14 protein-coding genes are annotated in these 19,706 nt (G+C 70.2%); 11 read left to right on the top strand and 3 right to left on the bottom strand.

What is annotated here, in order from left to right; genetic code table 11:
- Positions 1-659 precede the first annotated feature (659 nt).
- Positions 660-2,999 (top strand): CHAT domain-containing protein, encoded by a 2,340-nt coding sequence (locus AB0A95_RS13330; RefSeq protein ID WP_357555935.1) that lies wholly within the window; start codon positions 660-662, stop codon positions 2,997-2,999.
- 537 nt (positions 3,000-3,536) lie between these two features.
- On the top strand, positions 3,537-5,060 hold the full coding sequence (locus AB0A95_RS13325; RefSeq protein ID WP_357555934.1) for a carboxypeptidase-like regulatory domain-containing protein: 1,524 nt from the start codon (positions 3,537-3,539) through the stop codon (positions 5,058-5,060).
- 265 nt (positions 5,061-5,325) lie between these two features.
- Here the strand turns inward: AB0A95_RS13325 and AB0A95_RS13320 are convergent, their stop codons facing one another.
- Both AB0A95_RS13320 and AB0A95_RS13315 read right to left on the bottom strand, forming a co-directional pair.
- A complete protein-coding gene (locus AB0A95_RS13320) occupies positions 5,326-6,288 on the bottom strand; it encodes a DUF1731 domain-containing protein (protein WP_357555933.1) in 963 nt (320 codons plus the stop codon).
- 377 nt (positions 6,289-6,665) lie between these two features.
- Positions 6,666-7,778, bottom strand: a complete 1,113-nt coding sequence (locus AB0A95_RS13315; protein ID WP_357555932.1) for a pyridoxal-phosphate dependent enzyme — start codon at positions 7,776-7,778, stop codon at positions 6,666-6,668.
- 256 nt (positions 7,779-8,034) lie between these two features.
- On the opposite strand from AB0A95_RS13315, the gene AB0A95_RS13310 reads away from it, so the two are divergent.
- Genes AB0A95_RS13310 through AB0A95_RS13290 form a run of 5 tightly spaced genes read left to right on the top strand, consistent with a single transcriptional unit; the run spans position 8,035 to position 14,417 of the window.
- Complete coding sequence (locus AB0A95_RS13310) at positions 8,035-9,591, top strand: ABC transporter substrate-binding protein (RefSeq protein WP_357555931.1); 1,557 nt, start codon at positions 8,035-8,037, stop codon at positions 9,589-9,591.
- Positions 9,588-10,553 (top strand): ABC transporter permease, encoded by a 966-nt coding sequence (locus AB0A95_RS13305; RefSeq protein ID WP_357555930.1) that lies wholly within the window; start codon positions 9,588-9,590, stop codon positions 10,551-10,553. The genes AB0A95_RS13310 and AB0A95_RS13305 overlap by 4 nt, the downstream gene beginning before the upstream one ends.
- Complete coding sequence (locus AB0A95_RS13300; RefSeq protein ID WP_357555929.1) at positions 10,550-12,406, top strand: dipeptide/oligopeptide/nickel ABC transporter permease/ATP-binding protein; 1,857 nt, start codon at positions 10,550-10,552, stop codon at positions 12,404-12,406. Before AB0A95_RS13305 ends, AB0A95_RS13300 begins: the two co-directional genes overlap by 4 nt.
- Complete coding sequence (locus AB0A95_RS13295) at positions 12,400-13,197, top strand: ATP-binding cassette domain-containing protein (protein ID WP_357555928.1); 798 nt, start codon at positions 12,400-12,402, stop codon at positions 13,195-13,197. Before AB0A95_RS13300 ends, AB0A95_RS13295 begins: the two co-directional genes overlap by 7 nt.
- Positions 13,194-14,417 carry an ATP-grasp domain-containing protein gene (locus AB0A95_RS13290; protein ID WP_357555927.1) on the top strand — a complete coding sequence of 408 codons (1,224 nt, stop codon included), beginning with the start codon at positions 13,194-13,196 and terminating at the stop codon, positions 14,415-14,417. The genes AB0A95_RS13295 and AB0A95_RS13290 overlap by 4 nt, the downstream gene beginning before the upstream one ends.
- On the opposite strand, the gene AB0A95_RS13285 is transcribed toward AB0A95_RS13290, so the two are convergent.
- Positions 14,414-15,151, bottom strand: coding sequence for a class I SAM-dependent methyltransferase (locus AB0A95_RS13285; protein ID WP_357555926.1), 738 nt, complete (start codon positions 15,149-15,151; stop codon positions 14,414-14,416). The genes AB0A95_RS13290 and AB0A95_RS13285 overlap by 4 nt on opposite strands.
- A 98-nt stretch (positions 15,152-15,249) precedes the next feature.
- Here AB0A95_RS13285 and AB0A95_RS13280 point away from each other — a divergent pair, with 98 nt between their 5' ends.
- The 4 genes from AB0A95_RS13280 to AB0A95_RS13265 are packed head-to-tail and all read left to right on the top strand — an operon-like array spanning position 15,250 to position 19,397.
- Positions 15,250-16,293 carry an enolase C-terminal domain-like protein gene (locus AB0A95_RS13280; protein WP_357555925.1) on the top strand — a complete coding sequence of 348 codons (1,044 nt, stop codon included), beginning with the start codon at positions 15,250-15,252 and terminating at the stop codon, positions 16,291-16,293.
- Positions 16,294-16,327: 34 nt separating this feature from the next.
- Entirely contained in the window at positions 16,328-17,065 is a 738-nt protein-coding gene (locus AB0A95_RS13275; protein WP_357555924.1) for a class I SAM-dependent methyltransferase, read from the top strand.
- Complete coding sequence (locus AB0A95_RS13270; RefSeq protein ID WP_357555923.1) at positions 17,062-18,243, top strand: MFS transporter; 1,182 nt, start codon at positions 17,062-17,064, stop codon at positions 18,241-18,243. The genes AB0A95_RS13275 and AB0A95_RS13270 overlap by 4 nt, the downstream gene beginning before the upstream one ends.
- Entirely contained in the window at positions 18,240-19,397 is a 1,158-nt protein-coding gene (locus AB0A95_RS13265) for an acyl-CoA dehydrogenase family protein (RefSeq protein WP_357555922.1), read from the top strand. Before AB0A95_RS13270 ends, AB0A95_RS13265 begins: the two co-directional genes overlap by 4 nt.
- The last annotated feature ends 309 nt before the right edge of the window (positions 19,398-19,706 follow it).

Raw genomic sequence — 19,706 nt, 5'->3', positions numbered from 1 at the left:
AGCACGCCACCATCGACCCCCGACCTCTGGACCGGGCTGTCCTCCTGCTGGCACGCGCCACCGAAGCCGCCAATCCCGCCTGGCCGGTGGAACGGCACGCCGAGTACCTGTCCGCGCTCGGGACCGCATACGGGATACGGTTCGAGAGGCAGCGACGCCCCAGCGACCTCGACGCCGCCGCCGACGCCTGCGACCAGGCAGTAAGCCTGAGATCTCCGGACGATCCGGCCGCAACGGCGTGCCTCCAGAACGCTGCCAACACCCGCGCGCTACGGTGGGTCGTGAGCGGCGACCCGGCCGACCTGGACGCCGGCGTCGCGTTACTGCGGCACGCGATCGACCTCGCCCCCGCCAGAGCGGGCCTGTGGTCCAACCTGAGCAACGTCCTGCACACCCGGGCGGCTCGGACCCGGTCAGAGCAGGACCTGGACGAGGCGGTGACAGCCGCACGGTACGCCGTCGCTCTGATCACCCCCAGCACTCGCGCGGGCGACCAGGCTCTGTACCGGTCGTGTCTCAGCGACGCGCTCCTGGCCCGGGCCGAGCACTCCGGTAACGCCGCCGAGTTCGACGAAGCCTCCGACCTCGCCGAACACGCCGTCCGTCTACTCCCCCGCGATCACCCGTACGCCGGCGACCGGGCTGTGGACGCCGCGCGGATGGCCATCGCGAACCTGGAACGTAGCGGAACACTGCCGCACCTCGATCGCAGCATCACCCACCTGCGCACAGCGGTCACCGTGACCCCGGCCACCCATACCGAACACCTTCCTCAAGTCACCAGGCTGATCGGGGCTCTCCTCGCCCGCCACGACCGGACCGGTATGCCCGCCGACCTCGACGAAGCAGAAACGCTGGCACGCCGCGCGGCAGCGGAACCCACGAAAGATCCGGCGGTTCGTTCAGATGTGTTGTCGGCTCTCAGCCGAGTGCTGAGGCACCGCGCGACTACCCTGGACGACTACCGGCAGGCCGCCGAGTACGCCCGTCAAGCCATTGCCGCCGCGCCGGACGACGGATCGCGCTGGCGAATTCAGGGGTACGAATCCCTCAGTTCCATCCTGATGTTGCGGTACCTACACACCGCCGACCCGGTCGATCTCGATATGGCGATCGCCGCGCAACGTGTGGTGCTCGCGGACGACCGTCGCTCAGCAGCGCACGGGGCCGAGTCGCTGAACGCACTCTCGGTGAAGCTGCGGACTCGATATCAGCGCACCGGCAATGGGGCAGATCTCGATGAGGCGCTGACTCTCGCACGGGCCGCAGTTGACGTCGAAGGTGACCGGCCGACAGCTGCCGCGTACCTGTGGACCCTGGGGATCACCTTACAAGTTCGGTTCGACCGGGACGGCGACCCGCGCGATGCCGCCGAAGCGACCGAACTGTGGTCCCGTGTCACTGGCGACGAACTGGCTGCCCCCATCCGTCGCGTCTTCGCCGCTCGAGACTGGGCGCGCCTGGCCGTGCGACGTGAGGACTGGCCCGAAGCGCTGCGCGGTTATATCGCCACTGTTCGGCTGCTACCGGTGCTGGCCTGGCACGGCCGGGGCCGGGAGGTCAACGAGCAGAGCCTCCGGGCAGTGCCCGGGGTGGCCTGGGAATCCGCTGCGGCCGCTCTCAACTGTGGCCAGGCCGACACCGCTGTCACCCTGCTCGAACAAGGCCGGGCGGTGATGTGGAACCACCTGCTCAACACGCACACCGACCTGGACACGGTCCGTGCGTTCGACCCCGAGCTGGCCGACGAGCTCACCACCGTCCGGGAGACCCTGGACAGCTACGACCGGACCGCCACCGCCCCGGCCGGTGCCGCGGGCCTCGACCCCGCAGACCAGGTGGCGCTGGCCGAACGGTGGCGAGGTCTCCTCGCGGCCGCCCGTCGCCTGCCCGGACTTGGACACTTCCTCGACACCGCTGACCTGGCCACCCTGCGTCCGGAAGAGGGCAGCGGCCCTGTCGTCCTGGTCAACCTGAGTCCGTGGCGCTGCGACGCGATCATCGTCGATCATCGCCAGACCCGCGTCATTCCTTTGACGACCACAATGGATCAAGCCGTCGATGTCACCGTAACCTACGAGAAGGCCTTGCTGCGGCACGCGGCGCAACGCCGGCTCAGCTCTCGAGCCGCCATGGAGGTGACGATCACCGACACTCTCCAGTGGCTGTGGGACGTCATCACCGAACCGGTGCTGCGAGCCCTCGGCCTCACCGGTCCACCCGCGGACGATCAGCCCTGGCCCCGAGTGTGGTGGTGCCCCACCGGGTTCTTGCAAACCTTGCCGTTGCACGCCGCCGGCTACCACGACCAGCCCGGCCGCAACGTCCCGGACCGGGTCGTCTCCTCCTACACACCGGGTCTCCGCGCCCACTCCTACGCCCGGCGAAATCGGTCGGCCCCACCGTCGGATCAGATGCTCATCGTGTGCGCGGCTGACACCGCCGAGGCCGACGCCCTACCCGCGGTCGCGTTCGAACGTGACGAGTTGCTAGCTCTGCTGCCGAAGCCGGCACGTCATCTCAGAGAAGGACCAGCGGCAACCCGCGGCGCGGTCCTCGAGTCACTGAGTACCTGCACGATGGTGCACTTCAGCTGTCACGGCCGGCAAAACCTGGAACGACCGCTACGTTCAGGTCTGGTCCTCGCCGACGGTGTCCTGACCGTCGACGACCTCACCGCAGTCACCGGGCCACGTGCCATGGCGGTCCTGTCCGCTTGCCGAACCGCCACCGTCGCTGCCACCACCCTCGACGAGACGATCAGCCTCGCCGCTGGCCTTCACTTCGGCGGGTGGCGACACGTCGTCGCAACCCTCTGGTCCGTCAGCGACCGCGATGCCGCAGATATCACCGTGGACTTCTACCGTCGGCTGGCAAACAACGGGCGGTTGGATCCCGAGAAAGCCGCTGCCGCCCTACACGCGGCAACACGCGCCGCCCGGCACGGCGCTCCTGATCATCCCAGCAGATGGGTTCATTTCATCCACCTCGGCGCCTGACCGTCACCGGCTCACGTACCCAGTCACCGAGACGTCGCTCCGTTTCCGGGAGCAGATGCTCGTAGGGTACGAGCGGAACGGATGCGGTGGAGCCGTCTGAACGCGAGCGGTGGAATCCTCATGGGGTTCACTCCGGGGAGGCAGGGGCTCGTCCCACTCAGGCCAGGCCGCCCGGAGGGCGCCAACTCGTGGTCAGGGCCAAGCCGCGCCTCGCTCACCGAGCCCGTGACCTCTAGTCGGCATTGCCGCCCATAAAACGCCGATCGCGTCGCACATGTCGCAAGACTTCACCGCCCCGACGAGCGAGCCGCGCAACGTCGTATCGGTCTCGGCACCTGCGGGTGAACGGCACCCTGACCATCCGCAGATGCCTTGAAAACCGACACTGTCCGTGTTTGTCAGATGACTTGCAGTGGTGGGTGTCATGGCTAGGCTGCCCTGACGTGCACGAGCGAGCCGGGCTTCGCCGATTCCGGAGGTGCCACCACGATGGACAGTCGAGAATCACGTCCCGCCAGACGTAGCGGGACTCTCCTCTTGGCGGCGCTGAGCGCGCTGTTACTGCTCGGGGTCGACGCGGTGCTGGGTCCGGTCGCGCCGGTCCGGGCCGGTAGCACCGCCGCGACCGTCAGCGGCACCCTGACCGACCGGTCCGGCCGACCGGCCGGCCAGGTCAGGGTCACCCTCGCGCCGGACTCCGGCGCGGCGCATCCGACCTACTCGACCACCACCGACCGGGCCGGCCGGTGGCGGGTGTCCGGAGTGTCAGCCGGGCGCTACCGGATCACCAACCAGCTGCCCGGCGTGTTCCGGCCCCGCTACTACCCGAGCCGTCTCGGGTTCCCCTGGGGAGCTGTCACCGTCCCGGCCCGTGGCCGGCTCGTCGTCGACGACGTGCTACCTCCGGCCGGCCGGATCCGGTTCGTCGCCGCCGACGCGGCGACTGGCGACGCGGTACGGGACTTCTGTGTGCAGGACCCACTGGAGCTCGGCTTCACCTGCACCAACCCCGCCGGCACCTTCCCGAACGGGTACCTCGATCTGGAGGTGCCGCCCGGCCACTACCGGTTCACCGGCAACGCGAACGACGGCGTACACGAGGGCGGAATGGTCGAGGCGACCGCGGTCGCCGGGCAGGTGACCCACGCGACGCTGCCGGTCCAGCCGCCGGGCAACGAACTGCGCGTGACGCTGCGGGACCGCGCGACCGGCGCGCCGGTGCCCAACACGGGAATCATCGCCATGTCGGTGGACAAGCGGTTCCCCGACATCTATGACGCCAACGAGATCTCCGACGAGAACGGGGTGGTGCGGTTCCGGAGCCTCCACCCGGACCGGTACAACATCTGGGCCGGCGGCTCGGCCAACGGGCACGGCGCGCAGTGGGTCGGCCCGAACGGTGGCACCGGCGACCGAGCCGAGGCACGTGTGGTCGAGCCAGGGCCCGGAATCACCACGCTGCCCGACATTCTGCTGGACCGAGCGGGGTCGATCACCGGGTCGATCACCGACGCGGTCACCGGCCAGCCGGTGTCGGTGACCGTCGCGCTGACGACCTACGACCCGTTCTGGTACGAGACCACCTGGAAGGTTCCCGGCAACGGCTCGTACACCTTCAGCGGGCTCGGCCCGTACGAGTGGTCGCTGGCGTTCATCCCACCGGGCAACGGCGGTGCCAACAGCGCCTACGCCACCCAGTGGTCCGGTGGGGCGCCGAACAGCGTCAAGGCGACCCGGATCAAGGTCGTCGCCGGCGGCACCACCGTCGCGAACGAGCGGATGAACGCCGGCACCGCCGTCTCCGGCCAGGCCAACGGCCTTCCGGTGTACGACTACCCCTATCCCGTCCACGTCTACAACGCCGACACCGGCGACATCGTCGCGGTCGACGAGAACGTCGAGGACGGCCGGTACGACACCCGGCTCCTGCCTGGCCAGCGGGTCCGGTTCTGCCTGCACTCCGACCGCTGCTACCCGGACTACGTCCGGCAGGTCGACGCGTCCGCCATCCGGGTGGGCACCTCGCCGTTCACCGTCGACTTTCCCGGCCGACGGCGCTGAGCAGTTATGGGTACCGGCGCCGCCCGGATCTTGCGCCGTAGGGCGGGGATGGCCTCCCCAGCACGGGCGCGCGGCAGCCCACGGGCGGTTACCCGGCCGGCGGCGTCGAAACGGGCCGGCACGCCATCGGATGCCTGATCCGCAGGGGTGGGGGCGGTGCCGGCTGGGGCAGCCGCTCAGGCGATGGTCTCGGCCCGGACGAGTTCCGGGTCGTCATGCGAGACGTCGAGGGAAACACATCTTGCGTCATCGGACCGAGAACGACTCATCTGGCGCGAAGCCGCCAGCCTCGGCGACGCCGTGCGGCCAGGTCTGCGGCAGCCGTCCGCCACCGTGGATAGTCGAACGCAAACCCCGCGTCAGAGAGTCGTCCAGGGGTGACCCGCCGGCTCTTCAGCAACAGTTCGGTGTCCGACCGCATCGCGAAGGCACCGACCTCGGCCATCGATCTGGTGGCCGGCAGACCAACCGGCATCCGCCAGGCCGACCGCAACTCCCGCATGAAATCTCGCTGTGGCAACGGGCCGGGTGCGGCGAGGTTCACCGCCCCAGTGAGGTCGTCGCGTTCGATCAGGAAGCGGACGGCGCGGACGAAGTCCTGGTCGTGGATCCACGAGACATACTGCCTGCCGCCCGCGACCGGCCCGCCGAGGCCGAGCCGCGCCAACCAGCTCAGCACGTCGAACACGCCGCCGCGGTCGGGGCTCATCACCATGGCCGACCGCAGCGCGACCTTGCGGGTGTCCGGAGTGGTCGCCGCCTGCTCCTGCGCGACTTCCCAATTCTGAGCGATCTTGACGCTATACGCCCAGTACCCGGGCACACCGCGCTCAGCACCGCCGATCAGACCGCCGTACTCATCGTTGGCCGCGTCAAAGCGGTGCGCATAGATCGTCGCGGTGCTCATCTGCATCCACACCTTGGGTGGCCGGCCCGCCTCGGCGATGGCCTCGCCGACGACCCGCGCCGGCTCCACACGTGAACTCATCATGGCTTCGAGGTTCTCTGCGGTGTACCGACAGCTCACACTGCGTCCCGCAAGATTGATGACCACATCGCTGCCGTTGATCTGCCTGGCCCAGTCACCAAGCGTGCGGCCGTCCCAGTGAACCTGACGCTCACCCTTCGGTGAGCGTGTCAGCAGCACGACATCGTGGCCCTCCGCAGTCAACGCCCGATCCAGGATCGTGCCGACCTGCCCGGTCCCACCGGGAATGACGATCTTCACAGCCCCTCCTCATCCGGCATCTTATTTTGAACATGTTCAACTATGCCGCGATCGTACTGCTACGCCGAACCGCCGGCTGCCCTGCCACGGCAGGACACGGTGAACCCTCGCTACGGCGCCTCCTTCGCTGGCCCGCACCCAGCGGTTGGCCCGGGACCGGAGACGGTAAGGCCGTCTACTTTCTGCCAGAGCTTTCCCTCAGGGGTAGCCGGTCAGCAGTGCGTGCCTGGAACGCCTCCACATGCGCGTGGGTCACGACGCACGGGCCGTCAGCCGCATCGTCGGCGTCCGGATCCGGGGGGACGACTCCCCCAGCTACCGACCCGCAAGTCACTGACCCGCGGAAACCCTGTCGCCGTCGGGACGGCCGGACCGGATCACGGTGTACGCCGATCCGGCCCAGCCGCCAGGTACGTTCCCGTAGAGGGTCGTCGTGCGGGTGGACTGGGTCGACGGTGATCCGGGTATCGTCGCCGGCCCCAGTCCATCGTCGACCACGGTGGTGCCAGATCATCGAGGGCACCGATTTCGGTGGGTTTGAGTGCGGCCGGGTCCAGTGCCTCCTCGTGGCGGGTGAACACCTTGTCCACGTACCGGTGCCCGGTGTCGGCGCCGATGACGAGATGCTCGCGTCCCGGGTGACGCTGTGCCTCCCAGGCCGCTACCAGGAAGGCCGCTCCGGTGGACAGGCCGGCGAAGATGGCGTGCGTGCGCATCAGGTCGACCGTGCCGGCCATGGCGTAGTGGAACGTCAGCCAGTGCAGTTGGTCGTAGAGGTCGGGGCGGACGTTGTCGAAGGGGATGGCGCTGCCGATTCCGGCGATGATGGCCTCCGGGTCCTGGTGGCGTTCGCTGCCGAAGCTGACGCTGCCGAAGGGCTGAAGCCCGACCAGCCTGGCCGCCGGGTCGCGTCGGCGTAGCGGCTGGATCAGGCCGGCGCTCGACGCGCCGGTGCCGACGCTGGCCACCACCGTCAAGGGCCTGTCGGGCAGCGCGGTGTGCACCAGGCTGGCCAGTTCGGCGTACCCGAGGTAGTGGATGGGGTCGTGGTACTGGCGCATCCAGTGCATGCCGGGGTTGGCGCGCAGCAACTGGCGTATTCGCTCGACCCTGCGGCCCTGATCGAGGCGCAGGTCGGACTCGGCCGGCATCTGGTCCACCGTCGCGCCGAGGATCTCCAGCTGGGACCGGATCGTTGGTGTCACGGTGGTCGAGGCGACGATGTGGCAGCGGAGGTCGTAGCGGTGACAGACCATGGCCAGAGCCAGGGCGTAGATGCCGCTCGAACTGTCGACGACTGTGTCTCCCGGCCGGACGGTGCCGTCGGCGAGCAGAGCCCGGACGGCGCCGAGAGCGGCGTAGATCTTCAGCGTTTCGAACCGGACGAGCACCATGTTGTCCGACAGGCGGATGAGGCTGGGCGCTCTGACGGCGTCGGTGACATGACCGTGGACGGTCGCGGAGACATCGGGCGGGACCATGAACGGCATGGGCTGTCGTCCCTCGTGTGGCGCCGCCGGAGCGGGGCGGCGGGGCGGCCGGTACGCAGGGCCAATCATCCACGTCGATGCGATGGCCCCTCGGTAGGTCGCACCCACTGCCGCGCTGGTTCCGGCGCCGGGGATCTTCGCAGATGGCGAATGGACAGATGTCGCGGGAACCAGGCGCACCATTCGGCCGACTGTTGTAGCGGTGGCCGACGGATCGCCACCGAGTCGTCTGGTCCGCGCACGCCCAGGAGAGTTCGTGTCACGACTACGCCCGCTCGCCGCCCTCGTCGCATCGATCATGTTGATCGGCGCGTGCTCTACCGACGCCGGTGGCGCCGGCGCCAACTCCCGGGTGCTGCGCATCGGTCTGAGCGGGGAGTCCGGCGCGCTTGATCCGCACGCGTTCACCGGTAACTTCCTGCTGCTCGACGCGATCTACGAACCTCTGGTCACCTACGGCCAGGGCGGCAAGCTGGAGCCGGGGCTCGCGGAGTCGTGGACCGTCGCCGAGGACGGTAAGCAGGTCACGTTCGACCTGCGCGACGGCGTGTCCTTCACCGACGGGACGCCACTGGACTCCGCCGCCGTGAAGTGGAACTTCGACCGATGGGTCGGCAACAAGAAGTTCACGTTCTTCCGCGCCTCGCAGGTCATTTCCGCTGTGGACACCCCGGACGCGCACACTGTGCGGTTGACGCTGTCCGAGCCGTACGAGCCGTTGTTGCAGGAGTTGTCGATCGTGCGGCCGGTCCGGCTGCTCAGCCCGAAGTCCGCGACCGCGAGCGGCGAGTTCCAGAGCCCGGTCGGCACCGGGCCGTGGAAGCTGATATCCAACTCGGCCACCGGCGCCACACTGGCCCGCAACGACGCCTACTGGGGGACGAAGCCGAAGCTGGAAAAGCTCGAGTTCAAGACCATCCCCGATTCTCAGGCACGCATCGACGCGCTTGGCAACGGCGAGATCGACCTCATCGGCGGCTCGTACCTGGCCCCGATCACGCCCGTGGAGGCCAAGTCGCTCACGGGACGCGCCGATGTCGCGCTACTCACCGGCGCGCCGGACGTCTCGATCATCCTCGGGTTCAACGCCGACGGCCCGGCCGGTGACCGGGCTGTCCGCGAGGCGGTGCGGCAGGCCGTCGACACCACAGCCCTCGCGAAGGCGTTGCTGCTGGGCTACGCCGAGCCGGCCCGGCGAGTGTTCCCGCCGGGCGTCCCCGACTCCGGCGCCGACCTGCCGCTCTTCTTCGACCAGGCCGCCGCCCGCGGCACGCTCGACGCGGCGGGGTACACGCTCAACGGCGACACCCGCGTCAAGGACGGCAAGCAACTCTCCCTCAAGCTGCTCATCCCCGCCACACCGGCCGAGGGGCAGCTTGACCCGCGTGCCATGGCCGCCGCGATCGCCGCGTCCCTCAAGGCGGTCGGGATCGCGGTCGAGATCGCCCCGGTCGACTCCGCCGCGTACTACGACGAGCGCGCCGAGGGCACGTACGACATCACGTTCTTCGAGGGGCTCGGCGCGCCGTACGATCCGTCCGGCTCGATCGTCTCGCTGTTCACCTCCGGCGCCCGGGCCCCGCTGTGGGCGACTCCGGCCACCGAGGGCCTTGTCGACAAGGCGCTCGACGCCACCGAGCCGGCCGTGCGCGGCGCGGCCTACCAGGCGCTCTACACCGCGGTGGCAGCCGACGCGGGCTTTGTGCCGCTGGTCTACCGGCCGCGCCTCTGGGCCGTCCGGAACGCGGTCAAGGGGTTCGCGGTGCCGCCCACCGACGTCGATGTGGAGTTGACCGGAGTCACCGTCGAGTGAAGGCCCCCGATCGCCTGGCCGCCGCGGGCGGGTACGTCACGCGGTGGGTCGTCGACACCCTCGGCGTGTTGCTGGCCATGTCGGTCGGCACGTTCGCGCTGGTGTTGCTCGCCCGTGGCGACCCGGCGGCGGTGCTCGCGGCGACCCGGGCCGGACGCCCGGCCACGCCCGATCAGATCGAGGCGGTTCGCGTCGAGCTCGGCCTCGACGATCCCGCCCCGGTGCGGTATGTGCGGTGGCTCGCCGACGCGTGCACCGGCGACTTCGGGCTGTCGCTGCGAACGAACACCCCCGTGGGGCCCGAGGTCGCGGACCGTCTGGGCGTCACGTTCGGGTTGGTCGCCGGCTCCGCGGCGGTCGCGCTCGTGGTCGGGGTGGCTGTCGGCGTCGCCGGGGCGGTGCTGCGGCGAGGTGTGCTGCGGGGCGCCCTGCGGATCGGCGCGCTGCTTGTCACGTCGGTGCCGGCGTTCTGGCTGAGCTACCTGTTGGTGCTGCTGCTCGCGCTGCGTCTGCGGGTGGTGCCGACGTCGGGAATGGCGGGCCCGCAGACGTGGATCATGCCGATGGCGGTGCTCGGTCTGCCGGCGGCGGGAGTGCTCAGCCGGGTCATCGCCGTCACGCTGCGCGAGGCGCTGGACCGGCCGTACGTGCGCGCGGCGCAGGCGCGGGGCAGCAGCCCGCTGTCGATCGTGCTGCGCGACGGCCTGCCCAACGCGGCGGGGCCGATCCTGTCCGTGGCCGGGTTCGGCATCGGCAGTCTCCTGGTCGCGACCGTCGTGGTGGAGAAGATCTTCGGCTGGCCGGGTCTCGGGGCCTACTTCGTGCAGGCGGCCGGGGCCAGGGACGTACCGGCGTTGCAGGCCGCCGTGCTCGTCCTGGGCGGCGGGTTCATTTTGTCCAACCGCTGCGCCGACGTCCTGCATGGCCTGATCGACCCGCGCTCCCGTCGGAGGTCGTCGTGAACCGAGGCCGGGGGCGTACGGCGCTGATCGCGATCCCTCTGGTCGCGTTCGTGGTGGCGGGCGTGCTGGCCCCGCTGCTCGCCCCGGCCGACCCCACCGCCAACGACCTCGCGGCCAGTCTGGCGCCGCCGTCGGCCGGCCACCCACTCGGCACCGATCAGCTCGGCCGCGACCAGCTCAGCCGACTTCTCTACGGCGCGCGGATCTCCCTGGGAATCACGGCGGCGGTGCTGGCGATCTCGCTGACCGCCGGCGCGGTCGTCGGCGCCATGGCCGGCTATCTGGGTGGATGGGTCGACCGGGCCGTGTCCCGGGTGATCGACGTGGTCGTGTCGCTGCCGGGGATGCTGGTGGCGCTCGCGGTGATCGGGGTACGCGGCCCCGGCGTGGACAACCTGGTACTCGCGCTCTCGCTGTGGTCGTGGGCGCCGTACGCCCGGATCGCACGGGCCCGCGTCGCCGGCATGCGCGGCAGCCCACACCTGGACGCCCTGCGCCTGCTCGGCGCCGGTCGCGGCCGGATCGTCGGCCGACACCTGCTGCCGCCGGCGCTCGCGCCCTGCCTGGTCTACGCCAGCACGGACGTCGGCACCGTCGTGCTCAGCGTCGCCACGCTCAGCTTCCTCGGCCTCGGGGTCGCGCCGCCGTACGCGGAGTGGGGCCAGATGCTCATCGAGGGACGGCCGTTCCTGGCCTCCGCGTGGTGGCTGGCCTATCCGCCCGGCATCGCGATCACGGCCGTGGTGTTCGCCAGCAACCTGCTCGGCGAACGGCTCGCGGCCGGTGCGGAACGGCCATCGATCCTCCGCCTGGTACGCCCGGGACGGATCCGCCGCACTACTGAGCCGGTGGCGTCCCCCGACCCAGGCACTGTGCTGCGGGTGCGGGGCCTCTCCGTCACGTACCCCGACGGCAGTGCCTCTCGGCGCGTCGTCGCCGAGGTGTCCTACGAGGTGCGACGCGGGCAGGTGCTCGCGTTCGTCGGTGAGACCGGCAGTGGCAAGACCACGGCGGCTCTCGCACCGTTCGGACTGCTCGACCCGATCGCGGTGGTGACCGGCTCCGCCCTGCTGGACACCCGCGAGCTGGTCGGTCTCGGCCCGGGTGAGCGGCGCCGGATCAACGGCCGCAGGGTGGGCGTGGTCTTCCAGGACAGCGGAGCGTTCCTCAACCCGTTGCGTACCATCGGCGCGCACGTTGACGAGGCCGTCCGCAACGCCGGCCGGGGCGGACGGCGTGCCGCGACCCGCAGGGTCAGCGAGGAGTTGCTGCGCCTGGCCGGCCTGCCGGATCCCCCGGCGGTCGCCCGCGAGTTCCCGCATCAGCTGTCGGGCGGGATGCGGCAGCGGGCGCAGATCGCCATGGCTCTCGCCGGTGAGCCGGAGCTGCTGGTCGCCGACGAGCCGACGTCCGCGCTCGACGTGACGGTGCAGGCGCAGTTGCTCGACCTGCTGGCCCGGCTGCGCGACGAGTTGGGCATGGCGATGATCATCGTCAGTCACGACCTGGCGGTGGTGTCGCGCGTGGCCGACACCGTGGCCGTCGTGTACGCCGGCCGGATCGTGGAATCGGGCCCGGCCTCCACCGTGATCAACAACCCTGATCATCCCTACACACGCGGGCTGCTGGACGCCGTGCCACGTCCCGGGACGGCGCCGGGCACCCGCTTCCGGACCATGCCGGGCCTCGCCGGAGGCGGCCCGGACGACCTCGACGGCTGCGCGTTCGCGCCCCGGTGCGCGCTGCGCGAGGACAACTGCGCGCACCAGCCCCCGGCCCTGGAACCGCTGTTCCCGGCGTCCGCGCACCGGTCGGCGTGCCTGCGTCGACCGAGCAGGGAGGAATCGTGCTAGAGGTCGACCGGGTGACCGCCGGCTACGGCGACATCCTGACCGTGGTCGAGGACGTCACGTTACGGGTGGCGGCCGGCGAGATCGTCGGGCTGGTCGGTGATTCCGGCTGCGGCAAGACGACGCTGGCGCGGGTCATCACCGGCCTGCACCGGCCCCGCGGCGGAACGGTGCGCGTCGCGGGCGTCGACGTGCACGCGTTGCGTGGCCGGGCGTTGCGGGCGCACCGGCGTCAGGTCCAGATGGTGTTCCAGGACCCTTTCCTGACGCTCAGCCCGCGGCAGACGATCCGGCAGGCGATCGCCGAGCCGCTACAGATCCACCGGATCGGTGACAGCCGGTCCCGGTCCGCGCGGGTGGACGAGCTGCTGGACCTCGTCGGGCTCGATCCCACTGTGGGCGACCGCCGTCCCGGTCAGCTCTCCGGAGGCCAGCAGCAGCGCGTGGCGATCGCCCGCGCGCTGGCGTTGGGACCGCAGCTCCTGATCTGCGACGAGCCGGTCACCGCCCTCGACGTGTCGGTGCAGGCGAAGGTGCTCAACCTGCTCTGCGACCTGCGGGACCGGCTCGAGTTCGGCTGCCTGTTCATCACCCACGACCTCGCGGTCGTCGCGCAGCTCGCGGACCGGATCGCGGTCATGAGCGGCGGCCGGATCGTCGAGCAGGGCCCGACCGGCCAGATCATCAACCAGCCCGCACATCCATACACGCAGGCCCTGCTCGCGGTCGGGATCCACGACGGACATCGATTGACGGGAACCATTCGACCCGCCCACTCGACATATTCATCGTGACGATTGCGTGCATCGAGATGCTCTCCTTCGGCCTCGCCCACCTCGCCAGGGCCGCCCACGCCTCCGGTGAGCGGCTGGCGCTGCTGACCGGTGTCGAGCCGCTCTACCTCCACGAGCTGGCCACGCTGCCGCCCGGCACGATCGACGTCGTACCGGTCGACACGCACGATCGCCAGGCGGTCACCGAAGCCCTGCACGCGATCGATGACCTGCGGGGTCTGATCAGCTCGACGGACACCTGGGGGGTGACCGGCGCCGAACTCGCCGCGGAGTTCGGCCTGCCCGGCATCGACCCGGCGGTGATCCGGCTGATGCGCGACAAGGCCCGCGTCCGCGACCTGCTGCACCAGAAGAGCCTGAGCCACGTCGTTGCCTTCCCGGTGGACGACGCGGCCACGGTGAGCCTCGACCGGCTGGCGTCGGCCGTCGGGCTGCCCGCCGTCGTGAAGGACACCGCCGGGACCAGCAGCGCGAACGTGTGGCTCGTCCGCGACGCCGAGGACCTGGCCCGCCTCCGCCGCGAGGCCGCGGACGCGGCACTGTTCGGAACCCTGTTCGCCGAGCCGTTCCTGGCCGGGCCCGTCTACAGCGCCGAGACCGTGACCTGGGCCGGTCAGACCCGGCTGCTGGGGCTGTCGAGCCGCCTCATGTCGGCCCAGCCCCGGTTCCGGGAGGACGTGACGGCGTTCCCCGTGGCGCTGCCACCCGCCGAGCTTCACGAGATCGAGGCGTGGCTCGGCGAGGTGCTGGCGGTCCTCGGCTACACCGACCGGTTCGCCCACATCGAGATCGTCATGACCACCGACGGGCCGCAACTGATCGAGGTGAACCCCCGCATCGGCGGCGCGCTGGTCGGCGAGTCGATGTGCCGCGCACTCGGGGTCAACGTCTACGCCGGCCTCGTCGACCTCGCTCTCGGACGCCGCCCCCGCCTGCTCGACGAGGCCCTGCCCGGCGGCCCGGCGGTGGCGTTCGTCCTGGCCTACCCGGAACAGGCCGGTGAACTCGTCGCCGTGCACGGAATCGACGAGCTCCACCGCTATCCGGGCCAGCCGCGCTGGTATCCGACCAAGGCGATCGGTGCCCGCATCGCCCACGTCACCGACGGGCGTGGCTACGCGGGCATCGTGCTCGCCGAAGGACCGACCGCGGAGATCGCCACGCACCGTGCCGTCGCCGCGGCGGGCGCGGTCCACGTCCGCACCCGGCCGTCGTGCTAGACGCGTCGGCCGCGCACGATCAGCCTCCGGGCGTGATTGTCGAACGGCTCCGCGTCGAAGCCGCCGAAGCAGTCGACGTCGGCGAAACCCGCCTCGCGAAGCATCCCCTTGAGCTCGGCGGCGCTGTAGAGCGTGTGCTCGATGACGGCCGTCCGCGCCTGACCCTCCCGGACCAGGAGGAAGTCGTCCCGGAACCGGGTCCAGTCGTCGAGGACCGTGCCGCGCACGAGCAGCGTGCCACCGTCGACGTCGATGATCTTCGGTGCGTGGCCGTCGCGGGCCGCGATCTCCTTGCCGTACAGGTCGATGAGCATCCGACCGCCAGGCTTGAGACTGGTCAGCGCGTTGCGCAGAACCCGCATGTTCTGGTCGTGGTCGGCGAACAACCCGAACGACGTGTACATGCTGATCGCGAGGTCGTACCGGTCCGGCTCGACGAACTCACGCATGTCGGATCGGACGAGCCGGATATCGACGCCGGCGGCGGACGCGGCCGTCGCGGCCCGGTCGAGCAGCGCGGCGCTGAGGTCCACGCCGGTGACCGTGGCACCCCGGCGGGCAAGCGGAATCGTGTACGTCCCCGGCCCGCACCCGAGATCCAGCACGGCAGCCCCGGCCGGCAGTCGCAGCAGCGGAGACGCGGCCACCCGCGCCTCGGCCTCGGCGGCACGCTCGGCGGAGAACATGACCTCGGCGAACCCGGTCCACAACGCCTCGTCCTCGAACCACTCCATCACCACTCCATCCACTGCTGCCGATGTCCATCGTGTCTGGTAGTCGTTGCCGGGACCGGCCTGGTTCCGGCAGGCCGCACAATCGGGAGGGCTCGTTCATGGAACTGTCCGTCCGCCGCGAGACACTGCGGCTCATCGAGGTGGTGCGAAGCTCCCGGGGTGAGATCGACTCCGTCGGGACCTGCATGGTCACCCTGACGCACGACGGGATCACCGCCTACGGCGAAGGCACACCGACCGGGTACGACGGCGTCACCGCGGACGACGTCGTGGCGGCCATCGACGCCGACGGAGTGGCCGTGCTCGGACGGGACCTGCGGGACCCGGACACCGTCCTCGACCACATCGGTCGGTGGGACGCGCCGGCCGGTGCCCGGATGGCACTCGACGGCGCCGTGCACGACTGGATCGGCAAGGCCGCCGGACAGCCGACCTGGAAGCTGTCCGGGGCGGCCCGAACACTCGGCCCGACCGTTTACACCATCTCGATGGCAGCACCCGACGAGGCGGCGAGCGCGGTCCGGAACGCACCGGCGGTGGGCGCCTTCAAGGTGAAGGTCGGCGGTCCCGGAGACATCGAGTCCCTCGAAGCGATCCGCGCGGTGACCGCGCTGCCGGTCCGCATCGACGCCAACGAGGCGTGGGACCTCGACACCGCCCGCGCGCTCACCCCTCATCTCCGGCGGCTCGGCATCCAGCTGATCGAGCAGCCGTTCCCGGTGACCGCGATCGACGACTACCACCGCTACCGGGAGGTGCCCGACCGGCTGCCGGTCTTCCTCGACGAGGGGTGCACCGACGAGGCGAGCGTCCTGGCCGCCCGGTCGTACGCCGACGGGTTCGTCGTGAAGCTGTGCAAGGCCGGCGGGATCCGCGGCGCCCGACGGGTGATGGAGGCCGGACGACGGGCCGGGCTCGGCACCATGATCAGCTGTATGTGCGAATCGGAGCTCGCCATCAGCCAGGCCGCGCAGCTCGCACCCCTGGCTGATCACATCGACCTCGACGGGCACCTGTACCTGCGGGAGCCCCCGTTCCGGGGGCTCGGTCTCGAGGACGGCCGGATCGTCCTGGGCGACGCACCCGGTCTCGGCGTCGTGCCGACGCCGGGAACTCATCCGCTCGGTGATGCGACATGGTGACAGGACGCGGGACACCGCACGACGGGAGGCCACTGTGAGCTGGTATGAAGATCTGTCCCTGTGGTCCGGTTTCTCGGACGTGCTCTTCTCCGCCGAGCGGGCGCGGCACGCCGCCGGCCTGGTGGCCACCTCGCCGCTGCTGGCGTTCCCGCCGGGCAGCCGAATCCTCGACCAGTGCTGCGGTGCGGGCTTCTTCGCGGCGCCGCTGGCTCGCCAGGGCCACCGGGTGACCGGCGTGGACATCCACCGCGAACTGCTCGACCGAGCCGCAGCCGAGACGGCCGAGGTCGCGTCCGAGGCGTCGTTCGTCCGCGCGGACGTGCGGGAGTACGTGTCGCCCGACGCGTTCGACGTGGTGCTGAACATGTACACGTCCTTCGGGTACTTCGACGAGCACGACGACAACGTCCAGGTCCTGCGCAACGCCTACCGCTCGCTGGTACCCGGCGGCAAGGTGATCGTCGATCTGTTGAGCAAGGAGATCTACGCCTCCTGGGTCGGGCCCCCGAAGATCGTCGATGTGCCCGGCGGCATGGTGGTCATGCGCGACACGATCCTGGACGACTGGACCCGGTACCGCACCGACTGGACACTGGTCCGCGGGAACAGGGCCGAGCACACCTCGCTCACCTGCTGGGTCTACAGCGCCGCGGAACTGAAGGACATGGTCACACAGGCCGGGTTCGAGAAGGTCGAGTGCTTCGGCAACTTCGACGGCGGGCCGTACGACGGCGCGGCCAGCCGACTGATCGTCCGTGGAACCAAGGCGTGACAGGCACTCGCCCCTTCACCCGTGTGCAGCTCGCGCTGCTCGGGAGCGGGCTCCTCGTCAACCTGATCAACTTCTCCGTGTATCCGTACCTGGCCATCCTGCTCCGCGACCGGATGGGTCTGGGCATGGATCAGGTGGGCGTCATCCTCGGGCTCGCGACGTTCGTGCAGTTCGCCGGCGGGCTGCCGGGCGCGGCCCTCGCCGAGCGACTCGGCCTCCAACGGTGCCTATTGGTCGCGATGGTGCTGCAGACGCTCGGCTCGCTGGGCTTCCTCGCCGGTGGCGCCTGGCCGGCGCTGACGATCGCCGCGCTGTTTCTGCGATCGGCGGCCTCGGCGGTCTACTCGCCCAGCGTCCGAGGCTATACCGTTCTCGGCGCCGCCCCGCACGAGCGGCCACGTCTGGTGTCCGCGAGCTACGCCACGGGCAACGTCGGCATCGCGCTCGGGCCGGTAGCCGGCGCGCTGTTCATCCACGATCCGGCCGTGATGTTCGCCGTCGCCGCCGTGCTGCACGTGGCGATGACGATCGGGCACGCCCTCCTGCCAAGGGACCGGCGCGACGACCGGGAGGCGGTCGAGCCGCTGCGTCGGGCGCTGCACGGCGCGGCGGTGCTGCCGTTCGTCGTGACCGCCCTGACCCTCTACCTACACATGCACTTCTACCAGTACCTGTCGTCGTACGCACAGGGCCGGGCACCGGCGGTGTTCTACGGGTCGGCCATGATGGCCTACTCGCTGATCCTGGCCGTGATCCAGCCGCTGATCTCCAAACGAGTCGAGCGGATGCCGTACACGCACGCGATGGCCATCGGCTTCGGCGGCCTGGCAGTCGGCATGCTCGCCTTCACCGGCGGCAACGAGATCGCGATCGCCGCCGGAATCCTCGCCATCGGCGCGGGCAACTCCGTCCTCTTCCTCAAGAACACCCTCGAAGCGCTCGCCCGCACGAACAGATCCCCCACTGTCGTCTTCGGCCAGCAGCGACTCGCCGAAGGCGCCGGCGCGTTCCTCAGCGGCCTCGCGGGCGGGGGCCTCTACCACCTGTTCGAGTCCGCCGGGAACCTCCCCGGATTCTGGCTGACCATCGCCGCCCAATGCCTGCTGCTGCCGCCGATCGTGCTCCTCACGGACCGCATGCTCCGCCGCCCCACACCCGAAACGGCAGGTGTGTCATGAACCCGGCAGACGCGATCACCACCGCCCACTCCATCGCCGAAAGGCTCCGCGCGGACGCCGTCGAGCGGGACTACGCCAACCGGCCACCACACGCCGAGATCGAGCTGCTCCGCGACAGCGGCCTGCTCGCCCTCGACCCCGACGACCACCCCACCGCACACGCCGTCACCCGAATCGTGGCGGCCACCGACGCCTCGATCGGTCACCTCCTCGGCTATCACTACCTTCATCTCTGGCGAGCCTCGCTCTACGACAACACCGAGCTGGCGACCTCGTTACGTCAGGAGGCCGCCACCGGGCGGGTGTTCGTGGCCGCCGTCAGCAACCAACGCGACACCATCACCGCCACCACGACCGGCGACGCGCTCTCCGTCTCCGGCCGCGGCGTGTTCGCCACCGGCTGCGCGGTCGCGGACCGCCTGCTCGTCAGCGCGATCCGCGACGACCACACGGCACGCCTGGTCGTCGTCACGCGCGGTGCCGGCAACGGAGTCTCACACCCCCCGGACTGGGACAACCTGGGCCAGCGCCTGACCGCGAGCGGAAGCATCGCGTTCAACGACGTCCGGGTCAGCCGAGACGACGTCCTGGGCACCTTTCCGGCTCACGACGAGGAGTCCAACCCCCGCCGTCTACGCCTGTCCCTCGTAGCGCTGGCCTTTCAAGCGGTTCTCACGCAGGTCCTCGTCGGCATCGCAGACGGCGCGATCCACGAGGCCGCCAAGTACACACGCGAAAGTTCGCGCCCCTGGCCCGCGAGCGGACTCGAGCAGGCCATCGACGACCCACACGTGCTCGCCGGCTACGGGGAACTCGTCGCGACGCTGGACGCGGCCCGCCTCCTGGCCGACAACGCAACCCGCGCCCTCACACAGGCCGACACCCGCGGCCTCGCCTTGACGCCGGCCGAACGCGGCCGGGCGGCACTGACCGTCTCCGCCGCGAAGGTCGTGTCCAGCCGACTCGCGACAGAGGCGACAAGCCGAATCTTCGAGTTCACCGGCGCACGCGCAACGGCCCGCACGACCGGCCTCGACCGATTCTGGCGCGACGCCCGCACGCTCACCCTGCACGATCCCGTCGCATACAAGGCGCGGGAACTCGGCGCCTTCCTCCTCACCGACCGGTATCCACCCATGACGGCAAACAGCTGACCGACCCAGTTGCCGAGCCGGGGCCCGACAGAGGGCAGTGGGTGACCCAGATCGTCTGGTCTGCTCATCACCCGGTACGCCCATACCGCTACCAGCATCAGTACTCCGCGCCACGACCAGGTCCAGCTCACCTCCCCACACCGATCGACTTGCCACCCGCCCTCGCCGACGTGATCAGCAGACTGTCGAGCGACCGAGCAGGCAGCGATCGCGCCAGCACATGCCCCTGGCGAGGGGTAGGGGTAACTCCCAAACCGACTGGGCGGCAGCAGGATCGAGCAAGATTCGCAAACCGTGGAAGCTCATTTC

Source organism: Micromonospora sp. NPDC049230 (assembly GCF_040647875.1).
Lineage (GTDB): Bacteria > Actinomycetota > Actinomycetes > Mycobacteriales > Micromonosporaceae > Micromonospora.
The sequence above is the reverse complement of the archived record's forward strand: the minus strand, read 5'-3'. Positions and strand labels throughout refer to the sequence as shown.

Coding starts and splice junctions, on each gene's coding strand:
- AB0A95_RS13285 (WP_357555926.1), bottom strand. CDS start 15,151: ATGGAGTGGTTCGAGGACGAGGCGTTGTGGACCGGGTTCGCCGAGGTC.
- AB0A95_RS13315 (WP_357555932.1), bottom strand. CDS start 7,778: ATGCCGTTCATGGTCCCGCCCGATGTCTCCGCGACCGTCCACGGTCAT.
- AB0A95_RS13280 (WP_357555925.1), top strand. CDS start 15,250: ATGGAACTGTCCGTCCGCCGCGAGACACTGCGGCTCATCGAGGTGGTG.
- AB0A95_RS13265 (WP_357555922.1), top strand. CDS start 18,240: ATGAACCCGGCAGACGCGATCACCACCGCCCACTCCATCGCCGAAAGG.
- AB0A95_RS13330 (WP_357555935.1), top strand. CDS start 660: ATGGCCATCGCGAACCTGGAACGTAGCGGAACACTGCCGCACCTCGAT.